Annotated in this window: 15 protein-coding genes; 3 read left to right on the top strand and 12 right to left on the bottom strand. The window is 58.9% G+C overall.

Annotated elements, in window-relative coordinates; all coding sequences use genetic code 11:
• Positions 1 to 56: 56 nt before the first annotated feature.
• Both ACM6IK_RS28525 and ACM6IK_RS28520 read left to right on the top strand, forming a co-directional pair.
• Entirely contained in the window at positions 57 to 413 is a 357-nt protein-coding gene (locus ACM6IK_RS28525; RefSeq protein ID WP_414876958.1) for a DUF6124 family protein, read from the top strand.
• Positions 414 to 609: 196 nt separating this feature from the next.
• Positions 610 to 1,239 carry a class I SAM-dependent methyltransferase gene (locus ACM6IK_RS28520; RefSeq protein WP_414876957.1) on the top strand — a complete coding sequence of 210 codons (630 nt, stop codon included), beginning with the start codon at positions 610 to 612 and terminating at the stop codon, positions 1,237 to 1,239.
• A 107-nt stretch (positions 1,240 to 1,346) separates the two neighbouring features.
• Here the strand turns inward: ACM6IK_RS28520 and ACM6IK_RS28515 are convergent, their stop codons facing one another.
• The 3 genes from ACM6IK_RS28515 to ACM6IK_RS28505 are packed head-to-tail and all read right to left on the bottom strand — an operon-like array spanning position 1,347 to position 6,558.
• The gene (locus ACM6IK_RS28515; protein WP_414876956.1) at positions 1,347 to 4,397 is read right to left on the bottom strand and encodes an efflux RND transporter permease subunit; all 3,051 of its coding nucleotides are present in this window, start codon (positions 4,395 to 4,397) and stop codon (positions 1,347 to 1,349) included.
• Entirely contained in the window at positions 4,394 to 5,458 is a 1,065-nt protein-coding gene (locus tag ACM6IK_RS28510) for an efflux RND transporter periplasmic adaptor subunit (RefSeq protein WP_414876955.1), read from the bottom strand. The genes ACM6IK_RS28515 and ACM6IK_RS28510 overlap by 4 nt, the downstream gene beginning before the upstream one ends.
• Positions 5,455 to 6,558, bottom strand: a complete 1,104-nt coding sequence (locus tag ACM6IK_RS28505; RefSeq protein ID WP_414876954.1) for an efflux RND transporter periplasmic adaptor subunit — start codon at positions 6,556 to 6,558, stop codon at positions 5,455 to 5,457. Before ACM6IK_RS28505 ends, ACM6IK_RS28510 begins: the two co-directional genes overlap by 4 nt.
• A gap of 176 nt (positions 6,559 to 6,734) precedes the next feature.
• Here ACM6IK_RS28505 and ACM6IK_RS28500 point away from each other — a divergent pair, with 176 nt between their 5' ends.
• A complete protein-coding gene (locus ACM6IK_RS28500) occupies positions 6,735 to 7,895 on the top strand; it encodes an AAA family ATPase (RefSeq protein WP_414876953.1) in 1,161 nt (386 codons plus the stop codon).
• Positions 7,896 to 8,290: 395 nt separating this feature from the next.
• Here the strand turns inward: ACM6IK_RS28500 and ACM6IK_RS28495 are convergent, their stop codons facing one another.
• The 9 genes from ACM6IK_RS28495 to ACM6IK_RS28455 all read right to left on the bottom strand — a co-directional run bounded on the left by ACM6IK_RS28495 (position 8,291) and on the right by ACM6IK_RS28455 (position 21,459).
• On the bottom strand, positions 8,291 to 9,073 hold the full coding sequence (locus tag ACM6IK_RS28495; protein WP_223544635.1) for a MetQ/NlpA family ABC transporter substrate-binding protein: 783 nt from the start codon (positions 9,071 to 9,073) through the stop codon (positions 8,291 to 8,293).
• Positions 9,074 to 9,251: 178 nt separating this feature from the next.
• Entirely contained in the window at positions 9,252 to 13,958 is a 4,707-nt protein-coding gene (locus ACM6IK_RS28490) for an RHS repeat-associated core domain-containing protein (RefSeq protein ID WP_414876952.1), read from the bottom strand.
• Between the two features lie 32 nt (positions 13,959 to 13,990).
• Positions 13,991 to 15,055: a hypothetical protein gene (locus ACM6IK_RS28485; RefSeq protein WP_414876951.1), complete on the bottom strand. Its 1,065-nt coding sequence runs from the start codon at positions 15,053 to 15,055 to the stop codon at positions 13,991 to 13,993.
• A gap of 195 nt (positions 15,056 to 15,250) precedes the next feature.
• The gene (locus ACM6IK_RS28480) at positions 15,251 to 16,177 is read right to left on the bottom strand and encodes a sigma 54-interacting transcriptional regulator (protein WP_414876950.1); all 927 of its coding nucleotides are present in this window, start codon (positions 16,175 to 16,177) and stop codon (positions 15,251 to 15,253) included.
• Between the two features lie 55 nt (positions 16,178 to 16,232).
• The gene (locus ACM6IK_RS28475) at positions 16,233 to 16,814 is read right to left on the bottom strand and encodes an alpha/beta hydrolase (protein WP_223444204.1); all 582 of its coding nucleotides are present in this window, start codon (positions 16,812 to 16,814) and stop codon (positions 16,233 to 16,235) included.
• Positions 16,815 to 17,100: 286 nt separating this feature from the next.
• Positions 17,101 to 17,502 carry an ExbD/TolR family protein gene (locus ACM6IK_RS28470; protein ID WP_003220570.1) on the bottom strand — a complete coding sequence of 134 codons (402 nt, stop codon included), beginning with the start codon at positions 17,500 to 17,502 and terminating at the stop codon, positions 17,101 to 17,103.
• Position 17,503: 1 nt separating this feature from the next.
• Entirely contained in the window at positions 17,504 to 18,229 is a 726-nt protein-coding gene (locus ACM6IK_RS28465) for a MotA/TolQ/ExbB proton channel family protein (protein WP_414876949.1), read from the bottom strand.
• A gap of 44 nt (positions 18,230 to 18,273) precedes the next feature.
• Positions 18,274 to 19,083 (bottom strand): energy transducer TonB, encoded by an 810-nt coding sequence (locus ACM6IK_RS28460; RefSeq protein WP_414876948.1) that lies wholly within the window; start codon positions 19,081 to 19,083, stop codon positions 18,274 to 18,276.
• Between the two features lie 15 nt (positions 19,084 to 19,098).
• Positions 19,099 to 21,459 (bottom strand): TonB-dependent receptor, encoded by a 2,361-nt coding sequence (locus ACM6IK_RS28455; RefSeq protein WP_414876947.1) that lies wholly within the window; start codon positions 21,457 to 21,459, stop codon positions 19,099 to 19,101.
• Positions 21,460 to 21,532 lie beyond the last annotated feature (73 nt).

The following is a 21,532-nucleotide window of genomic DNA, read 5'->3' as shown; positions in this document are numbered from 1 at the left end:
CCTGTTCGTTTAGTCGCGATATCGGTTGGCTCCCATTAGCACTAGGAGTTTTACCAATGAAGAAACCCGTACCCGATCCGCCTCCCGAAAACCCTACCAACGAAACCGTCACCGACGATTTGCTCAGAGATCGTTCCGCGCTTTACCGAGCCATTGATTTCCACCTCACCGGCAAGCAACCCGCACCAACCGATGAAATGCGCTTCTACAACGTCAGCAAGGACGTGAGTTTTGAAGACACCCAGCTCTATGTCGCCGACCTGCTGCGCTGTGCGTCGGTCACGGCGTATCAGTGTGGCGATCAACTCGAGGGCGCCGACCGGGCGATGGTGTACTCGATCTGGCATTTGCTGGAGATTGCCAAGGCGATGGTGGATCACTCCATTGAGTGTCTGGGGATGAAACAGGGCTGAGTCTGATCTTAATCATTGGCCTTCAGTGCCACCGCCATCGCGAGCAAGCTCGCTCACACAGTGGAACGGTGTTGAACACAAATTTTGTGGCCAACCCAAAACCCTGTGGGAGCGAGCTTGCTCGCGATAGGCTGCGCAGCAGCCTCAAGCCTCTTGGCGTATATTCAGACGATCCCACTTGCCTGCGCAGCCGACCATGAAGCAAACACCCGACGACCTCGAACAGATCACCTCCACGACCCTCGGTCATTACAACGCGGTCGCCGAGGACTTTCGTGAAGGCACGCGCGACCACGACGTCAGCCAGAACATCGATGCCCTGCTGCGGCATATTCAGGGCGAGGCGCCTTTCGACATTCTCGACTTCGGCTGTGGACCGGGACGTGATCTGCAAACCTTCACCCGCATGGGCCACAAGGCGGTCGGCCTCGACGGTTCGGAAAAACTCGCGCAGATGGCCCGTGAGGACAGCGGGTGCGAGGTGTGGCAGCAGGACTTCCTGAAGCTTGATCTGCCGGCCGAGCGTTTCGACGGGATATTTGCCAATGCGGTGCTGTTTCATGTTCCTCGTCAGGAATTGCCTCGGGTGTTGAAGCAACTGCGCGCGGCGCTGAAACCGGGTGGGGTGTTGTTCAGTTCCAATCCCCGTGGCGAGAATCAGGAAGGCTGGAACGGGGCGCGTTATGGGTCGTATCACGACCTGGCGGCCTGGCAGCAATTGTTGACCGAGGCGGGGTTTGTGGAGCTGGAGCATTACTACCGGCCGGCCGGGCTGCCGCGGGAGCAGCAGCCTTGGTTGGCGAGTGTCTGGCGTAAGGCTGTGTAGTCCATTCGGACGCCATCGCGAGCAAGCTCGCTCCCACATTGGATCTCGGGCGTTCACATAACCCCTGTGGGAGCGAGCTTGCTCGCGATGAGCGCGAAGCGCTCGCTTTACTGCACCTCTTTCTTCGGCTCGCGAATCTTGTACCAGGCCACATACAGCGCCGGCAAAAACAACAGCGTCAGCAAGGTGGCGATGACGATCCCGCCGATCATTGCGTAGGCCATCGGCCCCCAGAACACTTCCCGGGCAATCGGGATCATCCCCATGCTCGCCGCCGCCGCGGTCAACAGGATCGGCCGACGTCGATGTTCGGTGGCCTGCACCACCGCATCCCACGGCGCATAGCCCTTCTGCTCGTATTCCTCGATCTGGGTCACCAGGATCACCGAGTTACGAATGATGATACCAATCAGCGCCAGAATCCCGAGGATCGCCACGAAGCCCATCGGCGTGCCCGTCGGCACCAGCGCGATCACCACGCCGATCAGCCCCAGCGGCGCGACGCTGGCCACCAGGAACAGCTTCTGCACGCTGTGCAGCTGGATCATCAGGAAGGTCGCCATCAAGAACAGCATCAGCGGCACGACCTTGGCAATCGGTCCCTGGGCCTTGCCGCTTTCCTCCACCGTACCACCGGTGGCGACCTTGTAACCCGCGGGTAATTTGGCTGCGAAAGCATCGATGGACGGCTTGAGGATTTTCACCAGGTCGGTCGGCTGGATCTCGTCGCGTATTGCTGCCTTGATGGTGATGGTCGGCAAGCGATCCCTACGCCATACCAACGGCTGCTCCAGTTCGTAACGCACCGTGGCGAACGCCAGCAACGGAATCGACGTGCCGCCAGGCGTGACGATCTGCAGGTTCTGCAGGGTTTCCGGCGTACCGCGCTCGGAATCCACCGCGCGACCGACCACGTTGATCAGATAGATGTCGTCGTCGACCTGGGTCACCGCCTGGCCGCTGACGATGCCGTTCATCAGGTTGGCCACATCCTCGGAAGACAGCCCCAATTGCCGCGCCTTGTCCTGGGCGATGTCGATGCGCAGGACTTTGCCCGGTTCGTTCCAGTCGTAGATGATCTCGCCAACGTGCGGGTTCTTGTCCAGCTCGGTGGCCAGGTCGATGGCATGGCGGCGCACCTGATCGACGTCTTTGCCGCTGACCCGGTACTGGATCGGACGCCCTACCGGCGGGCCCATTTCCAGTGCCTGGACATAACTGCCGATGCCGACGAAGTCGTTGCGCAAGCGCTCGCGAAGCTTCTGCATCATGGCCTCGCGGGTATGGCCTTTGCTGACGATCACCAACTGCGCGTAGAACGGGTTTTGCAGTTGCTGGTCCAGTGGCAGGTAGAAGCGGATGGCACCCTGACCGACATAGGTGCTCCAGCGCACGATGTCCGGATCGTCCTTGAGCGTGGCTTCGAGACGATCGACCGCCCGACGGGTTTCGTCGAGCGAGGCGTTTTGCGGAAGGTTCAGGTCCACCAGGATTTCCGGACGATCCGAAGACGGGAAGAACTGATTCTGCACAAAACGCATGCTGAACACCGCCAGTACAAAGCACAGCACGGTGATGCCAATGGCCCACCAGCGATTGCGCATGCACCACAGCAGCCCGCCGTTGAACGCCTTGCCGATGCGCCCGGGTTCGCCTTCGTGGGGTTTCACGTTGGTGCTGAGGATGTGCACGCCGATCACCGGCGCAAACAGCACCGCCACCACCCACGACACCAGCATCGCACAGGCAATCACCGCAAACAGGGTGTAGGTGTATTCACCGGCGGAGCTGGCGTTCAAGCCGATCGGCACGAAGCCCGCCACGGTCACCAGCGTGCCGGTGAGCATCGGGAACGCCGTGGAGGTGTAGGCGAAGGTCGCCGCCTGCTCCTTGGTCTCGCCCAATTCCAGACGGGTGACCATCATTTCCACGGTGATCATCGCATCGTCCACCAGCAGGCCGAGGGCGATGATCAGTGCCCCGAGGGAAATCCGCTGCATGGTGATGCCGCTGTACTCCATGAACACGAACACCATCGCCAGTACCAACGGGATCGAGCACGCCACCACCAGCCCGGCGCGCACACCGAGGCTGACGAAGCTGACCAGCAGCACGATCACCACCGCTTCAAACAACGCGCTGGTAAAGCCGCCGACGGCTTCCTCCACCACCACGGCCTGGTCGGAGACGTTGTAAATGCCGACACCGACCGGCAGGTCGGCGGTCAACTCGTCGATACGGGTGTGCAAAGCCTTGCCGAATGCCTGGACGTTGCCACCCTTCTGCATGGCGATCGCCAGGCCGATGGCCTGCTTGCCGTTGTAGCGGAATTCCGGCGAGGCCGGATCGACGTAGCCACGGCTGATTTCGGCAATGTCGGCCAGACGATAGTAGCGGTCGTTGAGCTTGAGGTTGACCTCGGCCAGGTCTTTCTCCGAAGCGAACTTCCCTGAAGTGCGCACCGATATCCGCTCCGGCCCGGCCTCGATGACACCCGCCGGGGTCACGGCGTTCTGGGTTTGCAGGCTCTGCACCACCTGACGCTCATCGATGCCCAGCGCTGCGAGTTTGCGCGTGGAGAAGTTCAGGTACAGCACTTCGTCCTGCTGGCCGACCATTTCGATCTTGCCCAGCCCCGGCACACCGCGAATTTCCATGCGCGCCTGTTCCACGTAGTCGCGCAACTGACGCAGCGTCAGGCCGTCGGCGGTGAAGGCGTAGATCGAGCCGAAGACGTCACCGAACTCATCGTTGAATGACGGCCCCTGTATGCCTTGCGGGAACTGGTATTTGATGTCGTTGATCTTCTTGCGAACCTGGTACCAGATCTGCGGGATGTCCTTGGCATTGGTGGTGTCGCGCAGGTACACGTACACCGTCGATTCACCGGGGCGCGTGTAGCTTTTCACGTAGTCGAGGGAGTCGAGCTCTTCGAGCTTTTTCTCGATCCGGTCGGTGATCTGCTTGAGGGTTTCCTCCTGGGTCGCCCCCGGCCATTTGCTCTGGATCACCATGGTTTTGATGGTGAACGAAGGGTCTTCTTCGCGTCCCAGGTTGAAGTACGAGAACACACCCATCAGCAACGCAACGAACATCAGATACCAGATGAACGACTGATGCTTGAGGGCCCATTCCGAGAGGTTGAAAGGCCCTTTCATTGACTGTCCTCGTCGATTTTCACTTGTTGCCCCGGTTTGAGGCTGTTCACACCGGCACTGACCACTCGCTCGCCGTTCTTCACGCCGTCGGCCAGCACTACAGTGCTGTCGGTGCGGCTGATCACGGTGACGTCACGGGGGGAGACGGTTTTACTCTGTGCATCGATCACCCAGATGCGTGGCTTGCCATCGACCTCCTGCAGCGCAGTGACAGGCAACTCGATGCGCGGCTTGATCGCCGAGCTCAGGGTGACGCTGATGGCCGTACCCAAGCGAAAGCCTGGTGGTGTTTCGGCCAGGGTCAGGCGGGCGCGACGGGTGCGTGTGGCGCTTTGGGCCTGCGGTTCGATTTCACGGATGATGGCGGTGGTGTTGATGCTCGGATCGAGTTGCGCGGCGACCAGGAACACCACATCGCTGGGCAGTTGATCGACCAGGGTATCGGGCAGGTCGATTACCGCTTCCTTGATGTCCGGCTGCGCCAGGGTCACCACTTGCTGACCGGCCGTGACCACTTGCCCGGCCTCGGCGCTCCACGCGGTGACTACGGCTTTATGGTCGGCGCGCAACTCGGTGTAGTCCAACTGGTCCTTGCTCTGGTTAACGGCCGCCCGGGCCTGATCGAGGGAGGCCTGGGTGGTTTTCAGGTCCGTGTTGGCCTCATCGAGTTGCGCTTGCGCGCCGACCCCGCGGTCAAACAAGGCTTGCTGACGCTGGGCAGTGGCCTTGGCGTTGATCAGCTGCGCCTGGATTTTCGCCAGATCGCCCTGGGCCGAGCGCAATTGGTTCTGCTGATCTGCAGGATCGAGGGTGGCGAGCAATGTGCCCTTCTCGACCTCGGCGCCGACATCGACGTTACGACTGGCGATTCGCCCGCCCACGCGGAACCCGGTATTGCTTTCATAGCGTGCCTGGATACTGCCGGCGAAGCGACCCAGGTCCTCTTCGCTCAAGGCCTGGACCTTGATCGACAGCACCGGCCGTACTGGCGCCGGCGGCGGTTCGTTTTTGGAGCAGGCGCTCAGCACCAGCCCGATGGACAACGCCCATAAAGGCTTCATGGCTTGGCTCCCCACGTCAGGTCCTTGTAAGTGTCTTCGGCAATCTCGACTTCCATGTCCGGGTGCAACAGTTGCCCGCCAGCGATGATGACTTTGTCCCCGTCCTTCAACCCGCCACTGACGATGACCTTGCCCGTCAGGTAGCGGCTGACCGTCACCGAATGCAATTGTGCCTTGCCCTTGTCGTCGACAATCCAGACAGCGGGATTGCTGATGTTTTTGGTCAGCGCCGACCACGGCAACTCGATGACCGACTTGCCCGACCCCTTGGCCGTGGCACTCACCACCGAGCCCAATTGCATGCCGTCGGGCAGGCTGTCCAGACCGACCTTGACCTGCACGGTGCCGGATTGCGCCGACACCGACGGGGTGATTTCACGTACGGTGCCAGTGGTCTTGATCGCAGGGTTGTCGAGCAGACTCAGGACGATGGTTTCATCCTTCGGCTTCTCGGCCAGCAGCGATTCATAAACGTTGAACACCGCATCACGGTCGCCGTCCCGGGCCAGGCTGAAGATCGGCATCGTCGCCTGCACCACCTGGCCGACTTCCGCCTGACGCTCGGTAATGATCCCCGGCGCATCGGCAATCAGCGCCGTATAGCTCAACTGATCCCGGGCATTGGCCAACTGCGCCTGGGCTGCGCTCAGAGCGCTCTGGCTGCTGTGCAAGGCGGCCTCAGCAGAGTCGTATTCGCTCTGGCTGGTGTAGCCCTTGGGCAAGAGTTTTTGCTGACGTACGAACGCCTGCGCGCTCTGCTTCACCCGCGCCTGTTCGGCGACCACTTGTGCCTGGGCCGAGTCGACATTGGTCTGTAGATCCTTGGGGTCGAGCCGGGCGAGCACTTGCTTGGCGGTCACACGATCACCGACGTCAACCGAGCGCTGGATGATCTTGCCACCGACGCGGAAAGACAACTCCGTCTGTACCCGCGCCTGGATATCACCGGTGAGGGTGACCGAGGCCGCGTAATCCGCTGGTTTGACGACCTGCACGAACACCCGTGGCAGGTACTCCTGCACGGGCTTTTTTTCCTCGCAAGCCGTTAGCAGGGTGACGACACTCAAGGCCATGACTACTTTCAATCCGGGAACCGCCATGCAAACTCCTTGGCCTTTTTTATGGACAACTCGACAGAGAGCTTAGAACAGGATTCCAACCGCGCACGCTCCCTTTATGAAGAAACAATTCATAACGTTTTCCCTCAAAAACACGTGTCATAGACGCCTGCACGTACCTGAAAATGAGCCCGCTCGATCTCGCCTCAGGAACCTATATGCTCAAGACCCTCGCGGTGGCCAATTACCGTTCGATCAACAAATTGGTGATCCCGCTGGGCCGGCTGAATCTGATCACCGGCCCTAATGGCAGCGGTAAATCCAACCTTTACCGTGCGCTGCGCCTGCTGGCGGAAACCGCTCAGGGCGGCGTAGTCAATGCGCTGGCCCGTGAAGGCGGGCTGAATTCGACCTTCTGGGCGGGCCCGGAAACCATCACCCGGCGTATGCAAAACGGTGAAGTGCCGATTGAAGCCAGCGTTCGACGGGGCGTCAAACGCCTGCGCCTGGGATTCGCCGGTGACGATTTCAGCTACTCGATTGCCCTCGGGCTGCCCGAGCCGAGCCAGTCAACGTTCTCCCTCGACCCGGAGATCAAAAAGGAATGCATCTGGTCCGGACCGCTCTACCGCCCCGCCAGCCTGCTGGTGGATCGCGACGGACCGATGATCCGCGCCCGCGTCGGTCGCGGTTGGGAAGTGTTGGCCCAGCACACGCCGATTTTCGACAGCCTGTTCGACCAGGTCGGCAGTTTTCGCACCTCGCCGGAAGTCTTGCAGATGCGCGAGTTCATCCGCCGCTGGCGCTTTTACGATCACTTTCGCAGCGACGCCGACGCCCCGGTGCGCCAGCCGCAACTGGGCACCCGCACGCCGGTGCTGCACCACGACGGACGCGACCTGGCGGCGGCCTTGCAAACGATCATCGAAATCGGCGATCCCGAGGCATTGCGAGCCGCGATCAGCGACGCGTTTCCCGGCGCCAGGCTGGCCATCGAACCGCTGTCGGGCGGGCGCTTCGCCATCGAGTTTCATCAGGAGGGGTTGTTGCGGCCGTTGTCGGCGGCGGAGTTGTCGGACGGGACGTTGCGCTATTTGCTGCTGGTCGCCGCACTGCTGACACCACGGCCGCCGACACTGATGGTGTTGAACGAGCCGGAAACCAGCCTGCATCCGGATCTGCTGCCGGCGCTGGCGCGCTTGATCATCCGCGCCTGCGGGCAGTGCCAGGTGTGGGTGGTGTCCCATGCCCGGCGCTTGATTTCGGCATTGCAGCAAGACCCCGACTGCAACTGCATCGTGCTGGAAAAAAATCTTGGCCAGACCGCAATTGTCGGCCAGCGCATGCTGGATGAACCGGCATGGTATTGGCCGGATTGAACGGCGCTTGATTTGCCGGGACGATGGAGGACGTCTATTTTCCCTTGCGCCGTAGGAAGGATCTTTTTTTCGAAACACAGCTCCAGGGACGCACCCATTTTGGCCAGACTTGCGGCCAAACCTCACAAGGACGAGAACATGACAGACGAACCAACGCCGCAACGGCTGGATCCGCAGGACATTCTGAAATTATTGATGGCGTTGCGCAGGGCCTTGAAGGCCGGGCCGACCTGAGTAACTCCAGAGTCAAAAGGCTCTTTGTGGCGAGGGGGCTTGTCGGACCGCCGCATCGCCACAAAAGCGTCCTCGCCACTGGTAAACCAACACACATAAAAAAACGCCGACGCTAAATCAGCCGTCGGCGTTTGAAACCTTAAAGGGGTTTGCTTCGCGAATCAGAACGCCGGCAGTACCGCGCCGCTGTACTTCTTCTCGATGAATGCTTTCACTTCCGGGCTGGTCAGGGCCTTGGCCAGTTTCTGGATGGCAACGCTGTCCTTGTTGTCCGGACGGGCCACCAGGTAGTTCACGTAAGGCGAATCAGCACCTTCAATGATCAGCGCGTCTTTCGCCGGGTTCAGGCCCGCTTCCAGTGCGTAGTTGGTGTTGATCATGTCCAGGTCGACCTGATCCAGCACACGCGGCAACATGGCCGACTCAAGCTCCTTGAACTTGAAGTTGTGCGGGTTCTTGGCGATGTCTTTCGGCGTCGACACGGCGTTATTCGGGTCTTTCAACTCGATCAGGCCAGCCTTCTGCAGCAGGATCAGGGCTCGGCCGCTATTGCTGCCTTCGTTCGGGATGGCGATGGTCGCGCCATCTTTGAGCTCAGCCAGGGTTTTGACTTTCTTCGAGTAGCCGCCGAAAGGTTCAACGTGCACGCCAATCACGGTTTCCAGGTGAGTGCCTTTACCTTCGTTGAAGCTCTTCAGGTACGGCAGGGTCTGGAAGTAGTTGGCGTCCAGACGCTTCTGGTCGACCTGCACGTTCGGCTGAACATAGTCGGTGAAGACTTTGATTTCCAGGTCCACGCCTTCTTTGGCGAGGGTTGGCTTGATCAGCTCGAGAATCTCGGCGTGTGGGACCGGGGTCGCGGCAACCACCAGTTTCTCGCCAGCCTGGGCCAGGCCTGCCGTCAGGGCAGCCGCCAGTGCGGTGAACAACAGAACCTTTTTCATGCAGTGTCCTTATCGAAAATCACAGTCGCTTGTGGCGACGGCTTGAAAACGAGAGTGCCAGTGAAGTGCTATCGCTGGCGTGAAGCGGACAATACCGGGATTTTTTATTCCCGAACAATAACTTTTATTCTGATTGATATTCCATTTTTAAAGCATGCAAATCTCTGGTCATCATTGCTCAAGTGCCACGCAGCGTGGCGATCCGCTCGCCAATCTCATGGGCGAATGACTCCAGAGCGTCCACTGCATCGCTTCGAAACTTCTGGGCACTGAAATCCTCAGCCAGTGATGGCCAATGATCTTGAAGAAATTCATCGACTTTGGCGGCGTACTTTTGCGAATTCGCGACCATGAACGCTGATGTAGAAGCGATACTCACCCCACTGGTTACCGTTTTTCCCGTCAACACTTTGTTGAGCCGGCCCTGCAATTTGACGGTACTTCTCGATGCCTCATTTGCCGTGAAAACAGCGCCGTATAGACGCTGCCCCACCGCCACGCGCGCGCCCCCTCGCTGTGCAGTCACCACGTCCGCCAGGGAGCCCACACTTTTCGTCAACGCAAAGCCAATGCCTTTACTGCCAATTTTTGCAACCGCGGTGGCCCCGAGAGACACCACTCCCAACGCTATCGACGAATAGGTCAATAGCTGGGCGCCAACGGTATCCGGGGCCAGCTCATCGACAACCGCGGAGGCGATTGAAACCGTCGCGGAAATGATTTCCAGTGTTAAAAAGGCGAAGGCATTAGCCGAGATCGGCACGAGTGGTGCGGTTGCGCCCATGGTAACGACTGTCAGGGCAATCGCGGCGGCAGCCAGGGCGGCGGTCACACCGATTTTCACCCACCCCAAGGTCGAGATATGCCCGGTGGGATCCTTGAGATTGACCGGATCTCCCAGACAATAGGCATAGGCATTGATGCCGCCATCCTCAAAGGGGCTCCAACTGTCGGGGCTGTGGAATCGCATCAATCGGGGGTTGTAGGCCCGATACCCCCTGCCGAGCAGATAGCACCCGGTTGACGGGTCCAGTCGCTCACCCTGAAACCCCAGCAGGGCGCCAAGCCCGCTCGATGCGGGGCGATCACCATAAGGAAGACAAGACAAAACAGATTCGTCTTGAGATCCAAGGCGCGCAAGGGCCGTGCCCTGACCATCCGTGACAAACAAGACAACGTCGTCACCTTGCTGCTCGGCCAAGGACTCCCCGTCGCCTGACAACAGACTGCGTCGGTGCTGACCCGCCACTTCGCTGCACAGCGCATGCTCGTTATAGAAAAGCCTGATCAACTCTCCGGATTCGGCAGCCACCGCATGCAATTGATCTGCGCCGTCGAATTGATAATGCGCACCACCGCCAGCGCTGGCCACACTTTCGAGCCGACCCAGAGTGTCATACTTAAACGTGCGCCCTTGGTTATCGTTGAGCAGATTACCGTTGGCATCGTATTCGAAGCTCACTTTCCCGGGCTGATAGTGCGCGTGACTGTGAGTCAGTGAACTCAACTGGGTTTTGTCAGGACGATCGTAGAAAAACGTGCAGAGGTTCTCCTCCCCATCGAACCCCGTACACACCGTCAACAGGTTATCGAGGCAGTCGTAGGTGAATTTCTGAAAATCAATGCGTTTTCCCCAGGCATCGGTCGGTGCCTGCGTGCCTGCACAGTCATAGCGCTTCAGGCGCCCGCGACAGTCGTAGGCGAAGGTTTCTGTACGTGATTGCGCACCGGACACCAACGATCGCTGTTGAAGTTTGTCATCGGCCCCGAACACTTGAAGGATTTCCAGGTGAGATCCGTCGCCGAACTGCGAAATACGCTGGATCTCACGACCGAACTCATCGTGAATCAAGGTGGTCGTCAGCGAACGTTTCGAGGCGGTGTCCTCGACACTCAATGTCTGCAACTGACCCTGGGCACCGTAGGTGTACTTCGCCAGAACCGGTCCCTGCTTAATTTCTATGGGCCGCGCCGCAGCGTCATGGATATAAGTAGTTTCTACACCATTAACATCGGTAAAGCTGATGGGCAGCCCATTCAATGAACGGGTAGTGGCAGTGCCGAAGCGGCCTTCGCTGGAGATCCACTCCTGGGACTTCTCTTTGCCCGACCTGGCGTACTCAACCCGGCGCTGGATGGCAGGGCTGGAGGTTTCGACGAGTTGCCCGGTCAATGGATCAAATCGATATCTGGCTGATTGAGCGTGGCTGCCCATCCGCGCGGTCACTGCCCCGTTGAGCTTGGGATCAAGGGTGAACCTGAAAATGTCGCCCGCCGCCGTCACTTGCTGCAAAGCTTGAGCGCCACCACCCTCATAGCTCCTTGTTTCGGTTCTGCCGCCGACGGTCGTACGGGTGACACGCAACAAACCGTCATAAGCCCGGGTGCCCAACACGTAGTCATTGGCACTGATTTCGATCGGATGATCACCCGTGCTCAGAGGGTCATACTTTTTTTTTATCGAAGTGCCATCCGGCAGAATCGTCTCGATCAGACGACCGAAAAGGTCATAACGCAAGCGCGTTTCGAATCCTGCCTCGTTGGTTTGCGTCAGGCAACGCCCAAGTCCGTCATAGGTAAAAGTCGCGGTAATAGTGACCACACCTTCGGAATCGATGCGTTCTTCCCGATCTGGCTTACCGAACACGTTCAATACGGAACGGGTTTTTCCGGCGCCGTCGCACCAGCATGTTCGAGTCAATGAAACCGGATCAAACACATCGTTCACCGCGACACCATCAGGACCTACCGTTCTGCATACGCGCCCCCAGCCGTCGTGGCTGTAGGTCGTGGTTGACGCAGTGGCCGTGCCCTCGAACCAATCCTGGCTGACTTCGCTCACCAGTCGACCAAAATTGTCGTAGTGGGCCTCATAGCTCAGACGCAATGGCCTGTCGGGTGAATCGACATCCTGAACTTTGACTTTGGTCGTGCGCCCGACCCCGTCGAGCCAAACCTTGCTCAGCACACCCCGTATGCTGGTGATGCCGATGGTCGCGCCGTCCTCTGGCTGGCTTTCACCGTAGAATTCGGTGATGCGTGACACGATATCCGTTCCATCGAATGCCGCTGTCTCGCGAACAACACGGTTCAGATTGTCGTACTCCTTCAACAACTCATTACCGCCCCCATCCCGAGCCTTGACTTCCTGCCCGATAAATCGGTCATGCCAGACTTTGCGATCATGCCTTTCGCTACCCACGTACAATTGCTGAAGGGTTTCTACCCAATCTCCATCAATTGAATATTTGAATTCGAAACGGCGATTGCCGTTGTGATCGACTTGCGAGCGACTCTTGAGGCGTCCGTAAAACGCATCACTGGCATCATCGATGTACTCGAATCGAGTATCCACGCATGGCTTTTTATTCCCTCCTTCAAACAGCCTTTCGCTTTGAGGCAACAAAAACCGATGACCGTCTTCGCGCATGGAGGGCAAGTCAATGTAGGAAAAACGGACAATGACCGTCGGCGCCGGGGCGAAATCAGGTGACGGCGTGACCGATCGCTCCTTCAATGCCGTGATGAAACCCAGTGGGTTAGGGGGGCAACCCTCGGCACCTTCTGCCGGATAATAGACGTAATCCTCCCGGGCTCCGCTCGGATTTATCTGCGTTAGCAGATTGCCGGATTCATCATAGGTCGTATGGGTGGTTTCGGTTCGGGGCGCGGCGCTCGTAGAAGTATCGACATAACTGACGACAGATGTTTTCTGCAGTTGGAAATGGGCGGGCTGATCGGAGAAGTCCAGACCGTCAACATCGTGATAGATAATCGTTCTTTGCTGCACCTTCCCGTTGGAAAGGGACTTTTCCGAGGTCATCAGGTGGAAGCGGTTGTAGGTTCTTTCGATACGACTCAGTTCAACTGTCTTGTCGCCCACACCCGTCACCAGGCGTTCGGTGCAGGAGTAGGTGTAAGGCCCTTTGTGCCCATGCAGATGGTCCCCGTCCTGCACCCAACGAAGTCCCGATTGATAGCCGAGGAAATTATTGTCGGAGTATTCATAGACACGGGTGATCGTCGGCAACCCTGGACCCGGCACCAGAACACTGCGCCGCACCGCCGGCAAAGCATTGATGGGTGCCCCGAGCGGTAACCGATGCTTCTGAGGAGCGTACTCAATTCTCTCGACACTGCCACCCGGCGCGCGGACATCCGTCATGACCAGAAAACCATGGAGTAATTGGTAATCGAATGACCATGCAAGGTGCTCGGCGGGACCGTGATCAAGGGTTATCTGCCGGAGCCATCCATCGCGAACCCGCAAAACAAACTTCAAACGTCTTTGCGGATGATCAGGCCATACGGTAATGCCGGCGGGTTGACCTTGCGATTCATAACTCAGGGCCACGACGCGGTGTTGCTGATCGTGAACTTCGCGCAGGACACGGCGGCCCCGTACCAACATGTATTTCAGACTGATCGAGCGCCCTTCGTTGGAGTAAACCTGTTCGGGCAACCATTCGTCATACGTTTCATCCGGCCTGGCCAACCTCTCGATCAGACCGTTTTTATGGCTGACAACCAGATTGTCGCCGTCGAGCGTGACCCGGGTGTCTTGAAGCTTTTTATCCCTGACGACGAGCTTCCCTCTGCTGATGTAGACACGATAAGACGTTCCGCTTGCAAGGGTCAGCTTGCGGGTCTTCCGATTGTAGGAGCTCAAACCCAATGACCAACCGCGTCCCCAACCGATATCTGTTGTGCGGAAACTATCGAATGAAATACGGAAGGATATCTGTGGACCATTGATATTGTTGGCCACCCACCCCGTGAGATTAATGCTGGTACTATAAGAGCCGGTACGGACATCAACTCCAGACTGGATAAATTCAGAAAAATTAAACGCGTTGGATTCCACTTCTGGCACTGCTGTACTCATCATCATTCCTTGACTTTGCATGTACAGTAAGATTAAACCACTTCGATCATCGAAGGATTTCGGGTGTTCATCGCGACGTCGACTTCATGCCTGTTCCCATACATATCCCGAACAAACATCTTCACCAACAAATCATCATATCGAACCTGGGACGTTCCGCCCTTTCTGGCAAAGTGCATTAAAAAAGTGACTTTGCCTTGCTCATCATGGTAGGTAGCAAGTTGATCGGCTGTTTCCCACAATACCGTTGCGCCATGATCAGCCTTGAGCCCTTTAAAATAGCCAACGGCGTAATACCCGAGATAATCGGGATGCTCACTGCGTGCCTGCAACACGCCGGTAATCGAGCAATTGACGAATTTTATATGGTGCTGATCCGCTATCAGGTCCAGAACATATCGATCAACCTTGGCAAGGTTCTCTGTCGGTTGCAAGTTGCCGGGTAGGTGTTTGACCCTGAACTGTTCTTTTCGATAGATCGGCGGTGGAACGGTCCTCAGGCTTATTTCACCGAAATCCGCGGTTTCTTCCGAATAGAACGCCTCCCCGTCCGAACGGGTAATGGCTGCAATCAGCTTGATGGGCTCGGGAGAGTTGCTGCTGACGTAGAACTCCTTGAGAAAGACGGCTTTCCCCCGCACAACCGGGCCATGCAGTTCACCCGTGTGAGGAAACGGCTCGTATGGCAAGCGTCGCTCCAGCGCGCATTTCCATGCCGGTTCCTCGCCGTCTCGAATGTTGTCTATCGGCAGGGCTTTGCCGGAATAGGCATCCAGCAGTTGAATGCTGTCGAACTCGCTTTGGGAAATGTCTACTACCTTTTCATCTTTGTCTACAGCTTGCACAACCACCATCAATTTCAACTGCTGATACCCATTGGCGTAAATTGTATTTCCGCCCGAAGTCGAGAAGACTTGAAATCGCTTGAAATCTGTCCACTTAGGAGAGCCAGCCTCTTGAAAAGACAGGGGTGCCATCCCCGGATCAGCAGGCATATGACCCTCGACAAGGGAATTGATATCTTCCAACTCATCGTCGGCACTTGGGGCTATCGCAGCATTATTTTCAACAAGCCTCACAGAAAAATCCTTTTTCATATGATATTTAACAATGACGGATATCAATGTATCCAAGAGAAATTAAAAGATATGTCAAAGCCCATCAGCCTGCAAAACGCAAATTTGTTACAACCACACTGCAAGTATTACAAAATATAAAACAAGGATCAGCACCCACAAAAAAACCAGGCAACCATCAATTGCCTGGTTTCGTTATAAAGATAATCAATGTGTTTATATATTGATGCTTGTGAAATATTTTTTCAGTGCCTGGACTTCAGCGATATCTCCTTGTTGAACAAGTTGATCTATCCATCCTTGTACAAGAGCCGCAGATGGCCGGACAACCGACAGGTTCAAATGCTCCGGCAAGATTTCGTCACCCGTACTGACCAGCAATGCAAAGTGAATGACGTTCTCCAGTTCCCTGGTATTGCCAGGCCAACTGTGCCGTTCCAACACGTGTTGCGCCTGCTCGCTGATCAGCGGCACCGGCAGGTCCAGGCGCTGGCTGTAGATGCCGAGGAAGTACTCCGCCAGCGAGAGAATATCCCCCACCCTCTCACGCAACGCCGGCAGTTCGAGCGGACCCTCGCTGAGGTAGTGATAGAGCCGCTCATGGAATTTTCCGGCGGCAACCGCCTGGGCCAGGTCGATGCTGGTGGCCGCCACCAACCGCACATCCACCGGGCTTGGCTGCTGAGCACCGACGCGGGTGACTTCGTGGTTTTCCAGCGCGGCGAGCAATTTGGTCTGGATCGGCAGCGGCAGGTCGCCGATTTCGTCCAGGTACAGCGTGCCACCGTTGGCCGAACCGAACCACCCGGCACGACTGCTCGCCGAGCCGCTGTAGCTGCCCGCCGCATAGCCGAATAACTCGGCGTCGGCGTAGGTCGGGCTGATGGCACCGCAGTTGACCGATACGAACAACCCGCCGCGATCACTGGCGCGGTGAATATGGCGGGCCAGCAATTCCTTGCCGGTGCCGGTTTCGCCACGGATCAGCACTGACACTGAACGCGTGGCCAGTTGCTCCAGGTCTGCGCGCAATTGCCGCGAACGCGGATCGACAAACACCAGCGCCTTGGCGCGGATGCTCAGGGGACTTTTTTCGGCATCGGGAAAGGTCAGCAGCGGCTGACCGAAGGTTTCAAAGCTCATGGCAGACTCCCGCCCAAATCCGCCGGGAGACGGGGGCGTTAAATAAGGAAAGTGTTCAAGCGCGACGCAGGGCGTGGTGTTCCATGCGGTTCTGCAAGCGATAGAGATAGGCAAAACCCTGCTCCCAGCGCTGGTGACCTGACTTCACGTTGATATGCCCCGCCCCCGCCAGAATTCCCGCCTCGGCCCCCCAATGGCGCGCCAGTTCCAGGGCGCGCGGTGCGCTGACGGCGCTGTCGTTGTCGGAGCTGACGATCTGACTGGGGAATGGCAGCAGGTCCGTCGGAATCGGCGCGAAGTTGCGCAAGGCCGGCGCGCAGGCCGGGCGTTCGACGTCCGCCGGCGCGACGAGCAAGGCACCGCGCACCTGACGCAAAAACTGTACGGGGGCGCTCGCTGCCCAATGGGCGACGGTGATGCAACCCAGGCTGTGGGCGATCAGGATGACCGGCGTGCTGTCGGCGGCAATCGCCTCGGCCAGCGCCGCGACCCAGTCTTCACGGCGTGGCGTCAGCCAGTCGGCCTGCTCCACACGCGCACTGTTCGGCAGGCTGTTCTGCCAGTGGCTTTGCCAATGATCTTCCGGCGATCCTTGCCAGCCCGGCACAATCAGGTAGCGAATTGATTCGTTGCGCATGGGGAGCTCTCCTGCTGCGTGTCTGTTCCCGGTCGATTATAGGGACGCGAGATATATTCGTTAAGGAATAAGAAGCTATTTATTAAGATGAATATCGAATATCAAACGCATGACCTGTGGGAGCGAGCTTGCTCGCGATGGCGGTGGATCAATCGACATCGATGTTGAATGTCCGGCCCCTATCGCGAGCAAGCTCGCTCCCACAGGGAACAGTGTGTTCGCGAAAATCGAGGCAAAAAAAGGGCCGCACCCTGCCAAGGAGACGGCCCCGGAAAACGAAAATCCGTTAGCGCGCAGTAATCACCGACAGTTTGGTAATCCCTGCCCGCTCAATCGACGCCATGGCCCGCGCCACTTCGCCGTAATTCACCCCATCGTCCGCCTGCAACTGCACACGCACCTCGGGGTCCTTGGCCTTCGCCGACTTGAGGTTGAACTCCAGCAAGTCCGGTTGTATCTCGTCCTTGTTGATAAACAGTTTGCCGGCACCGTCGATGCTCACCACCAACGGGTCTTTCTGCTCCACCGGCGCCACCGCTTCGGTCTTGGGCAGGTTGATCGGAATCGCGTTGGTCAGCAGTGGCGCGGTGACGATGAACACCACCAGCAACACCAGCATCACATCCACCAGCGGCGTCACGTTGATCTCGCTCAGCACCTCATCAGAGTCTTGCGTGGAGAAGGCCATGTCAGGACGCCTCCTTCACTTTCTGCGCATTGCCCTGGGCTGCCGCCTTGTGCGCCGTCGGGTGGATCAGTACGCGGAACGAACTCTTCTGCGCCAGGCTGTAGAAGTCATGGGCGAAGTCATCCAGGTCCGCTGCCGTCAGTTTCAAACGGCGCAAAAAATAGTTGTAAACCAGCACCGCCGGCACCGCGACGGCGATCCCTACGCCGGTGGCGACCAGTGCCGCACCAATCGGCCCGGCGACTGTTTCCAGGCTTGCCGAGCCCGCCGCGCTGATGCCTTTCAACGCTTCCATGATTCCCCACACCGTGCCGAATAAACCAATGAACGGCGAGGTGCTGCCAATGCTCGCGAGCACCGCCAACCCGGTTTCCAGCGACCGGCGCTCGCGCACGATCTGCTGACGCAAGGCCCGTTCCAGACGATCCTGATGATTGATCGCCTGACTCAAATCCGCCGCTTGCGGCGCCTCGCCCACCTGGATGGCCGCGTAACCGGCCTGCGCAACCCGGGCTGCCGCGCCGGGCCGGGTTTCGCTCAGTTCGGCCGCCGAGTCGAGGCTCGAAGCGGCCCAGAACTGTTGATGAAACTTTCGATCCTGTGCCTTGAGGCGACCGAACTGCACGCCCTTGAGCAACGCCAGACCCCAGGTCGCGACGGAAAAAACCACCAGCAGCCAGATCACCGCGCTTTCGATGGATTCAAGTGGAGATGTCAGTAACGTCATGGTGTATTCCTCGTGTAAACGTTTCGCGCGAATTTGGTTTCGGTTTAATGAATCTTGAAATCGATGGGCACGCTGACCCAGCCGTCCCGGGCGACATCGCCTTGCCTGGCCGGCACGAAACTCCAGCGTTTCACCGCGTTCAGCGCTGCTTCGTCCAGTGCATCACGGCCGCTGCTTTTCTGAATCTGGATCTCGCCGGGCTTGCCGCTGGCCAGCACCTGCACGCGCAACAACACCGTGCCTTCCCAGCCTTTACGCTGGGCCAGCGACGGATATTCCGGTGCCGGGTTTTTCAAGTAGCCGGCGGTGGCAGAGGCCGGTGTGACAGGTGCGGGCGCAGGCGGAGCAGGTGGCGCAGGGGCCGCGACTGGCGCTGCCGGTTGTGCCAGCGCAGGTGGTTGTTCAACGGCTTTTGGCACCGATTTCGTTACCGGTTTGGCGACCGGCCTGGGCTTGGGAACCGGCTTCGGTGGAGGTGGCTTCACCGCCAGTTCGTCTTCCACGGGCACAGGCGGCTCCACCACAGGCTGGACAGGTTGCGGTGGCGGAGGCTCGACCACCGGGGGCGCCGGACGTGAGAACTCGATGGTCATCGGCGGAATCTGCGGTGGCACGACAGGCAGTACTGTGGTCGGCTGTTGATTGACCCAATAAATCACCGCGCCATGCACCAGCAACGCCAGCACTCCGAGCAGGATCGTCTCCCGTCGACTCAAGATGCCCTTGGGCGCGCACTGCAAACGCAACTGGCCCAAGGGCACCCGGCGTGGCTGGCCGAGGTCGACCAACTCGCCACCGGGTGCCGGGTGCCACAGCACTTCATGCGCACTGGCAGCGGTCTGGACATTGCCCATTGCTTACCCCCCTTCCTAGAAGTCGTATCGACCGGTCACGCCCAGCGTTCGTGGCGTGCCGAGCAGGCCTTCATAACCGCCGTTGGCAGCCGTCCACAGCGTCGTGTAGTAGGTTTTGTCGAAGGCGTTTTTCAGCCATAACGAAACGTCCCACTGCCCCTGGTTGAAGTCGCCGCGAAGGCCCGTGGACAGGTTGACCACTGCATAACTCGGGATCTGCCCGAAGTCGGAATCTTCCACCGTGCCCACCGCTTTGGAGCGGAAGGCATAGCTGGCGGTGACGTACTCTTCGAAGCCGTTGCTCAGGTTCCACTTGTATTCGCCGTTGGCATTGCCGATCCATTTCGAAGCGCCCACCACTTGATGCCCGCTGAGGTCGCAGGATGCCGGAGCGCCCGGCGCCAGGCTGACTTCCGGTGGGCAGGGTGCATCCTTGTACGAGAGGTAACTGACGTCGTTGTACGAGCCGTTGATGTTCAGCGTCAGGCCGCGCGACGCAAGCAGGGTGCTTTCGAACTCCACGCCACGGGAGCGCACCGAGCCGGCGTTGGTCAGGAACTGCACGCGGTTGACTTCGTCGAAGGCGTTGGTCTGATAGCCGTTGACCTGGGTCCAGAACACGTTGGCATTCAGTTGCAGGCGACGGTCCCACAGGGTGCTCTTGAAACCGAGTTCGGCGTTGTTGGCGCGCTCGGTACCGATGAGCAGCGAATCGGCGCCGGCCACCATCGCCGTGCCGACGGCCAGATTGACCCCGCCGGATTTTTCGCCGTGGGACAACGTGGCGTAGGTGAGCAGGTCGTCGGTGAGGCGGTAGCTGAGGTTCAACAGGCCCGAGGGACTGGAGCTGTACTGGTTCAGATCGCCGGAATCGAAGACCCCCGCACGAGCGAGTCGTGCCGCGGCCGCCGCACCGGTGACCGCGACACCACCGGCCGGCGCATCACGGGTCACCCTGGCGTTTTTCTCTTCATAGGTGCCGCGCAACCCGGCGGTGAAATCCAGGCGCTCGGTCAGGTGCCAGGTGCCCTGGGCGAACAGCGCGAAGCTGTTGGTTTCGATATGACCGTTGCCGACACTGTCGATGTTGTTCAGCGCACCGTTGGGCGTACCGTTCCAGATGTCCGCTTGCGGGCCGTAAAAGGTGAAGGATTTGTTGTCCAGGTCGGAGCCGAAGTAATAGGCGCCGAGCACGTAATCGAAGAATCCACCGGTAGGCGATGCCAGGCGAAACTCTTGGGAATACTGCTTATCCTCCACCGAAACGCCGGCGTTGTGGAAGACGGATACGTTCAGGCCGTCATCATTGCGCGGGGTGAAATTCCACCAGCGATATGAGCTGATGGAGGTCAGGGTGAAATCGCTCGGCAGCGTCCAGTTCGCCTCGACCGACGTACCGCCCTGGTGCACGGTGACGTGCTGGTCATCGTTCAGGTTGACCTTGCGGTGCGTGCCGTCGACCAGGGTCGCGCCCACCGCATTGGCCCGGCGCTGGTAAAGGTTGACGCCATTGATGGTCGGCCCGGTGCTGAACAACACGCGGGTGCCGGCGCTGGAATCTTCTTCGTTGTAGTCGCCGATCCAGCGCAGGCTGAATACTTCGTTCGGATTGAACAGCAACTGGCCACGGAAGCCATCGCGCGAGCCACCGTTCAACTCGTGGCCGTCAAACTCGTTCTTGATATCGCCGTCGCTGCGGGTGCGATACGCAGAAAAGCGTCCGGCCAGTTCGTCATTCAGCGGGCCGGAAATCGTGCCCTTGGTCTGGAAGTATCCGTCCTCGCCCACCGAAGATTCGATGCTGCGTTCCGGGGTAAAAGTCGGCGCGCGGGTGCTGATGTTGATCACGCCCGCCGTGGTGTTCTTGCCGAACAAAGTGCCTTGCGGACCGCGCAGCACTTCGAGCTGCTCGATGTCCATCAGGTCGAACACGGCCATGCCCGGCCGGCCGAGATAAACGTTGTCGATGTACAGCCCGACACTGCCCTCCAGGCCATCGCTGGCCGGGTTGTTGCCCAGGCCACGGATCGACACGCTGGACTGGCGCGCATGCATGTAGGCGACGTTGACGCTGGGCACCAGTTGCTGCAAATCCTGGATGCGATAGATCCGCTGGGTTTCCAGGGTCTGACCGCTGACCACGCTCATGGGTGTCGGCACATCCTGCGCACTTTCTTCGCGGCGGCGGGTGGTTACGGTCACGGTTTCCAGTTGTGCATTGTCGGCCGTGGCGGTTTTTGCGGGGGTGGTTTCAGGGGTGGTGCCGTCGGCCGCATAGCCTTGGCTCCAACCGGCGCTTCCTGCCAGCAGCAGGGCCAGAGGCAGGCGTTTGAGCCGTTGGGGGGACGACGTTGGGGCGTGGTACAACGGACTCATAAGGCGGGGTTCCCGATCAAAAGAAATGCTTTATTGCTTGCCAGGCCGCCATCGCGAGCAAGCTCGCTCCCAC

Origin of the sequence: Pseudomonas sp. IT-196MI5 (genome assembly GCF_949767415.1) — a bacterium.
Lineage (GTDB): Bacteria > Pseudomonadota > Gammaproteobacteria > Pseudomonadales > Pseudomonadaceae > Aquipseudomonas.
Note: the sequence above shows the minus strand (reverse complement) of the source record. Positions and strands in the feature narration are given on the sequence as shown.